8 protein-coding genes are annotated in these 6464 nt (G+C 55.6%); 2 read left to right on the forward strand and 6 right to left on the reverse strand.

Going from position 1 to position 6464, the window contains the following annotated elements; translation table 11 throughout:
* Positions 1-39: 39 nt before the first annotated feature.
* The 4 genes from PbB2_RS05495 to PbB2_RS05510 form a co-directional block, all read right to left on the reverse strand.
* Positions 40-795 carry a GNAT family N-acetyltransferase gene (locus PbB2_RS05495; protein WP_108984264.1) on the reverse strand — a complete coding sequence of 252 codons (756 nt, stop codon included), beginning with the start codon at positions 793-795 and terminating at the stop codon, positions 40-42.
* On the reverse strand, positions 792-1349 hold the full coding sequence (locus PbB2_RS05500; RefSeq protein ID WP_133245729.1) for an ATPase: 558 nt from the start codon (positions 1347-1349) through the stop codon (positions 792-794). Before PbB2_RS05500 ends, PbB2_RS05495 begins: the two co-directional genes overlap by 4 nt.
* Positions 1321-2211, reverse strand: a complete 891-nt coding sequence (locus PbB2_RS05505; protein ID WP_238164867.1) for an alpha/beta fold hydrolase — start codon at positions 2209-2211, stop codon at positions 1321-1323. Before PbB2_RS05505 ends, PbB2_RS05500 begins: the two co-directional genes overlap by 29 nt.
* 137 nt (positions 2212-2348) lie before the next feature.
* A complete protein-coding gene (locus tag PbB2_RS05510; protein WP_108984266.1) occupies positions 2349-4037 on the reverse strand; it encodes an alpha/beta fold hydrolase in 1689 nt (562 codons plus the stop codon).
* A gap of 196 nt (positions 4038-4233) precedes the next feature.
* On the opposite strand from PbB2_RS05510, the gene PbB2_RS05515 reads away from it, so the two are divergent.
* Positions 4234-4848: a TetR/AcrR family transcriptional regulator gene (locus tag PbB2_RS05515; protein ID WP_108984267.1), complete on the forward strand. Its 615-nt coding sequence runs from the start codon at positions 4234-4236 to the stop codon at positions 4846-4848.
* Between the two features lie 3 nt (positions 4849-4851).
* Here the strand turns inward: PbB2_RS05515 and PbB2_RS05520 are convergent, their stop codons facing one another.
* Positions 4852-5370: a phasin family protein gene (locus PbB2_RS05520; protein ID WP_108984268.1), complete on the reverse strand. Its 519-nt coding sequence runs from the start codon at positions 5368-5370 to the stop codon at positions 4852-4854.
* Between the two features lie 151 nt (positions 5371-5521).
* On the opposite strand from PbB2_RS05520, the gene PbB2_RS16230 reads away from it, so the two are divergent.
* Entirely contained in the window at positions 5522-5815 is a 294-nt protein-coding gene (locus PbB2_RS16230) for a hypothetical protein (RefSeq protein ID WP_145959869.1), read from the forward strand.
* A 308-nt stretch (positions 5816-6123) separates the two neighbouring features.
* Here PbB2_RS16230 and PbB2_RS05530 read toward each other — a convergent pair.
* On the reverse strand, positions 6124-6464 hold a 341-nt coding region (locus tag PbB2_RS05530; protein ID WP_478210021.1), incomplete at its 5' end, for an EF-Tu C-terminal domain-related protein.

Below are 6464 nucleotides of genomic sequence, written 5' to 3' on the forward strand. Positions count from 1 at the left end.
GCTCATCCACACGATTGCCACCCCCTGCCCCGCCAATCCTCAGGTGGGGAACAGACGCAGAAAACCTTGAACATAGCCCAAGGTCTCAAAGCCGAGTGCCCGCAAGATTGGCTGGCTGGTCGGCAGACTTTCAGAAAATACATACTCAAGGCCGTGTGCGGCCGCGTGTGCCATTCGGGCCTGCACCACGGGGCGGTAAAAGCCGCGACGGCGGAAATCTGGGTGGCTCGCCCCGCCATAAAGCCCGCCAAAAGCGCTGCCCTTGGTGAGGCTGAGACGGCCCATGGACACGCCATGCCCCTCATAGATGCCCAGCCAGAAAGGCTCGGAAGTCAACGCACACTTCAACAAGTCTTCAGGTGACTTATCCCAATTATTTCCAAAGGCTTGTAAGGCAAGGTTAAAGCATTTTTCAGCCTGATCATATGTGGTCACTCGCACCACTTCCAGCCCCGGCACACGTGTAATTGGGCCAGGGTCAGACCGCCGGAAAAGAATGTCCTCGACAGGTTGTTCCTCAAACCCCTGCGCCATCAAGGCCTCCCGCAGGCCAGCTGGTTCATCATGGGAATAAAGCTTCCATTCCAGCATGTCGGCCCCACGCGCCTGTGCGCGAGCCACCTCTTCCTCAATCGCGTGGGCAAAGTCGCCAGGCTGCAAATCCTGCCAGATGATCTGGCCATGGTCACGGGTTAAGGTGGAGGTCTGAATCCAATTGGCCGGCAATTCTGTCTGGTACGGTCGGCGGCGCTGGCTGTAATCAAAGAGCGTGTGGATTTGGGAAGGCGAGTTCATTTGAGCTTTGCAAGGTTGGCGATTTGTGCGCCCATCACTGCGTCAACAGGTCCGGCCAGACCATCCAAGCCTGACAAAGACGACCCGTTGACAACATAACTCACCTTAAGACGCGTGTGGTTCGGATCATCGGATGGTTTGAGTTCAAACGTCAAGATCGCGCTGACACCAAGGCCCTGCAAAGGCCCAAAACCGCCCTCAAGGCGCAATAAACGGCCCGGCATGGCCAGCACCACGCGGGCATGCTCGACACTGCCACCGGCCCATGTCTCGCACCAACACCCCCCGGCTACAGGCTGCAGGGAAAGTGTCTCAGCCTTGCCCGAATATGTGTGATCAGACGACCACCATGTGTTGATCTCTGTCAAATGTTGCCAAGCGACCTGACGGTCACCATTAAGCTCGACCGCATAAGACAGGCTCATATGGTCGGGCCGGCTTGCAACAATTTCGCCATGGACTGGCCCCACCGTGAAGGCCCCGACAAAGATCCCAGCCCACCACAGGGTGGCGCGCATACGCCTATTAGGCCGCTTGCGAGTGGCCGTGGTCATCGCCGGTTTTACCATGCCAAACCTCGCCCTCATCAAAGAAGTCGCGCATCACGGGCACGATGGTTTCAGCAAAAGATACAAGGAATAAATGCCCCCCGCCCTTCACAATATGCAGGCGCGCATTTGGGGCCAAACTGGCAATCCAGCGGCCATTGATTTCAGGGACAATCCGGTCCTTATCGCCCATCATCACCAATGTCTTGGTTTGCAGGAATGGCAGGAACCACGCACTGGTCCAGCCCATCATGCAGGCCAGTTGTTGCATATAGCCGATGGTTGACGGGGGTAGCAGGCGTGAAGCATGTCCATCTGATCCCTTGGATTCGCCGCCATACAAAGTCCGGAAATTGGCCAGCATATAATCCTTATCGACATAGCGGCGTGGGCTCGCCATCTTCATAAGGACTTCGGGATCGCCAGGAACCATCACCATTCCCATACTGGTGGCGGCCAATAAAAGACGGCCCGTACGTTTGGGATTTTGCCAAGCAAATTGCTGCGCCATCGCGCCACCCCAAGAGACGCCCATGACATCGACAACGCCAAAGCCGAAATAATCTAGCAATTCAACGGCGAAGGCACACATCATCCAAGGCCGATACGGTAGGATCGGATTGGGCGACTTGCCCACACCGGGCATGTCAAACGTGATAATGTCGCGATCGGCAAACCAATCTGCCAGAGGTGCCATCAATTCGATATTGGCCCCAATTCCATTGAAGAACAGGATGGGGCGTGGCCGGTCCTTGCCAGCGATACCGGGCAAATGGGCGCGCCAGACGGCGGCTCGGACCGTTCGCCCACCCAGCGTTACGCGCTCATAATGGCCATGGCGGACTGAGGTATGCGTTTGTGTTGACACGTGAAATTCCCTTTTCTCAATCCAGCCGACAAAATAGCAGGACCTGAATGCTTGGCCAGATTGGTTGCCAAACCCTTACTCTTCAATCCCTCTTGCCCGGCCTGTCCCTCGCGTGGACGGTTTAGGGGGGGCTTTTCTCAGTCGTTGAAGGCATAGCGGCCGGGTGCGGGATCGCCTGGTGGGTGACGCTTATTGCCGACTTCGGCGGGTGCCGCCTTCATCGCGCCAGAGCGGGCTTTCAGCCACTCACCCCACAAGGGCCACCAAGAGCCCGCCACTTCTTTCGCCCCGGCCATCCATTCATCGGTGGTCGCAGGTGGCTTGCCCTCATTGCGATAATATTTCGCTTTGGGATTGCCCGGTGGGTTCAGCAGGGCCTGGATATGGCCGGAGTGGGACAGAATAAACTCGATATTCTCTGATCCCACCAATTGGGTCGTGCGATAGCAGGCCTTCCATGGTGTGATATGGTCTGTCACCCCGGCAATGACGAACAAATCATTGGTGACCTTGGTCAGATCAACGATATGGCCGGCGAACTCAACCTGCCCCGGATTGGCAAATGGCTGTTTGGGATACATATCCAGATAATCGGAATGTAATTTGGCGGGCAGATTGGTGGTATCATTATTCCAGAACAGCACATCAAATGGTGGCGGGTCTTGGCCCATCAGATAATTATTGATGACATAATTCCAGATCAGGTCGTTGGGCCGCATCCAGGCAAACATCCGGCCAAGCGAATCGCCTTCCAATATGCCCTTCTTGGCCGACCGCTGGCGGGCCAATTCAATGCCATGCTCAGACACCAAGGCACCGACTTCTGAATCATCCTTTTGTGGGTCGAGCACATTGACCATCAGGCTGACGGCATTGACCCGTGTATCGCCAAGACTTGCGAGCTTGGACAAGAAGGTGGCGGTGGTGATGCCCCCCGAACAAGCCCCAGACACATTGAGTTTTTTCGACTTGGTGATGTCAAGGATCACATCGCTGGCCTTGATCAGTTCATCGACATATTCGGCCAGTCCCCAATCGCGATGTTCCACACGCGGATTACGCCAGGACACCAGGAAAGTGGTGAGGCCAAGCGAGCCCAAAAAGCGCACAATGCTCTTATCGGGCGACAAATCGTTGACATAGGCCTTGTTGATCTGAGGCGGAATGATCAAAAACGGTATAGCGTGGACCTGATCCGTCATCGGCGCATATTGGATCAGTTCCATCATCTCAGATTTATAGACGACCGAACCCTTTGAAGTGGCGAGGTTTTCGCCCACTTTAAACGGCCGCTTGTCAACCTGGCTCACCTGACCGCCATTCTCGGTCAAATCGCGATAGGCATTTTGTAGCCCCTTAATCAGGCTCATGCCGCCACTTTCATAGGCGCGTTTGATCGCGGCGGGATTGCCGATCAGCGTGTTGGTCGGCGAGATGCTGTCGATGATCATCTGCGACACAAAGCTCGCACGGGCCCGTTCAAGTTCATCGAGTTCCAAATCCGCCAGCCATGTGCCAACATTCTTTTGGACCGCGAGATAATATTGCATGCCCATTCGATAAATCGGATTATATTTGAACGTGATGTCCATGAAGCGCTTGTCTTTGGCATCAGGTGCCAGATCGCTCTCATTCTTCAAAATCTTGATGACATCATCACCCAGCGCCTTGAGGTGCTTGGTTGTGGTGGCAGGCTTGGCCGTGACTTCGCGCATCATCAGGGCAACGGCCCCCAACAAATCCTCCCGTGCCAGGCCCATCATGGCCGTCAGCGCAACGGTGTTTTGTGCGGCTTCATCACCCAGATTGATTTTCTGTTTCGACATAAAGACCTCCCCGCCGCAATCCTCTTGGGCCCGGACATCTGCCGCGCTCAGGGCTTTGCGTGCCTGTTTGACGCAAGGTTATGACGGCATTTGCCAATCGTGAAGTTGTTTGTGCTGTGAATAGTCCGATCCGGTTTCGATTTTCTGACTTCTGCGCCTATGATGGCTGCCGAAATCAGCTTTAGGGTGCCGACATATGAGTGGAGCCAGCCCAACCAAGGACAAAATTCTCACCAAGTCGCGAGATTTGTTCAATGCCGAGGGCTTTGGGGCCTTGGCGGCGGTCGATATTGCCAATCATTTGTCGATGTCGCCGGGGCATCTTTATTACCACTTCAAAGGCAAGACCGAGATTGCCGCGGCACTTTTGGCCGCCCATAGCGAAGAGCTTGAAGCCATCAAAGCCGCTGCACTGGACAAATGCCGCGGTCCAGATGCGACAATCGAAGCGGTCTGGACCTGGATCCACATTCTGGTGGAAGAAATCTGGGATGCTCGATTTGCCTATCGTGAGCCCATCACTTTGGTGCGCAGCGATCCGCGTCTTTCCCATCACATTCGCCATTTATTCGCGCTTCATCAAACCGCCGCTGCCGGCCTTTTGAATGCCCTTCGCCACGAAGGCACCATCAAGACCAGTGATGAAGCCTTTGACGGTTTGGTCAATCAGATGGCGTTGGGTTTGTCATTCCAGCTGGTACGGCTTGAGTTTGATGCCCCGGCTACAGAAACGCCGCGCGCACTGATTGCACGCGCGGCGGCTCTGATCATGTTACCCGTGACGGGGTTCATCGACCCCGATCATGGTTGAAGCTTAGGCGGCTTCAGTTTCAGACTTTTTGGCAGCCTTTGGGGCTTTGCTGGCCTTCAGCGCTTCGATTTCGGCGGTCAATGCCTCAACCTTGGCGGTCAGGGTTTCAACTTGATGGCCCAGCGAGAAGATGTTGAGCGGGGCGACCTTGTCGACAAAGGGGGTCACCTTTTCCAGAACGGTCTTGCGAACGGCTTCAAAGCGCTCTTCGAGATCGTTGATGCGGGTTTCCGACGCGGTCTTGACCTGAGCAGTGGTCTTTTCGACATATTCGGTCACCTTGCCAGCGGCTTCATTCTTGGAGATGCTGGCGCGAACCAGATCTTCGACTTGCTCGCCCTTTTCAACCAGCTGGTCGAACAATTCGTTGGCAGCACCGGTCACTTTTTCAACGCGGCCAGCGGCTTCTTGATACACCCGGCCATAGGCACCAACGCCAGCCAGCCAGATTTTGCGCGCGATTTCGAGGCCTTCCTTACGGGCGGTCTCAACGGTTTCAGTCACCTTGGTGGCTTCAGTCATTTTGGTCTCTCCTTGTGAGGGCCGCGAATGGGGGAGGAGCAGCCCTTTGTTGTGATGAGACCCTTCTACCGCCCCATTTTAGAAAGCGCATACTAAATGCTGCGCTGCAGCATTCTTTGCCTGAACTGGTTGGCACAGCGCGCATCACAAAGTGCTGTCATACCGGACGGCGGACGCCGGTCCGGGATCATGGGACGCCCTTGCTCAACGAGATACCCGCTCTGCGCTTCGCTTCGGCGGGGATGACATCGTTTTGGTTTGGTATTTTGTCTGGAAGCGCTTTGGTGATCCCTATGGTCCACCAAACCGCACTCTCAATTGTTATGGCGACAGCTGGGTGGTCAAGTGTCGGTTTTCTGTGAAAACCGATCGCATCGCGACGCAGCAAAGCTGCGCACTTGACGACCCAGATGTCGCGCTCAAACTCGACCATCCGTTTTGGTGAAACGGAAGATGCACCAAAACGGTTCCAGATGAAAAGCTACCCACACCCCTGTCATTTCGGACACCCCCTCACCCCCGTCCCCTCTCCCCCGTCCCCTCTCCCCCTTAGGGGGCGAGGGGAGAGCGCAATATACCCTGAGGTCCCCGCTCTGCGCTGACGCTCCGGCGGGGATGACACCGTTAAAAAAGCTGAATTATACATAGTGGTGTCATCCCGGACGGCGGTAGCCGATCCGGGATCTTGTGCCGCACATAAAAACGCCCCGACCTTTCGGTCGGGGCGTTCATTCGTTTGACTGGAGTTAATTCTTATTCGATGACCGAAGCCACAACGCCTGCACCAACGGTGCGGCCGCCTTCGCGGATTGCAAAGCGCAGACCCTGGGTCATGGCGATCGGGGTGATCAGTTCAACCGTGATCTTAATGTTGTCGCCAGGCATCACCATTTCCACGCCCGCTGGCAACATGCAGATGCCCGTCACGTCCGTCGTCCGGAAGTAGAATTGGGGACGATAATTGGTAAAGAATGGCGTGTGACGGCCACCCTCTTCCTTCGTCAGGATATAGGCCTCAGCTTCAAACTTCTTGTGTGGCTTGATGCTGCCAGGCTTACACAACACCTGACCACGCTCCACACCCGTCCGGTCAA

This window comes from Candidatus Phycosocius bacilliformis (genome assembly GCF_003112735.1).
GTDB lineage: Bacteria > Pseudomonadota > Alphaproteobacteria > Caulobacterales > Aquidulcibacteraceae > Aquidulcibacter > Aquidulcibacter bacilliformis.

Coding starts and splice junctions, on each gene's coding strand:
- PbB2_RS05520 (WP_108984268.1), bottom strand. CDS start 5,370: ATGACTGAAGCCACCAAGGTGACTGAAACCGTTGAGACCGCCCGTAAG.
- PbB2_RS05515 (WP_108984267.1), top strand. CDS start 4,234: ATGAGTGGAGCCAGCCCAACCAAGGACAAAATTCTCACCAAGTCGCGA.
- PbB2_RS05510 (WP_108984266.1), bottom strand. CDS start 4,037: ATGTCGAAACAGAAAATCAATCTGGGTGATGAAGCCGCACAAAACACC.
- PbB2_RS05495 (WP_108984264.1), bottom strand. CDS start 795: ATGAACTCGCCTTCCCAAATCCACACGCTCTTTGATTACAGCCAGCGC.
- PbB2_RS05500 (WP_133245729.1), bottom strand. CDS start 1,349: ATGACCACGGCCACTCGCAAGCGGCCTAATAGGCGTATGCGCGCCACC.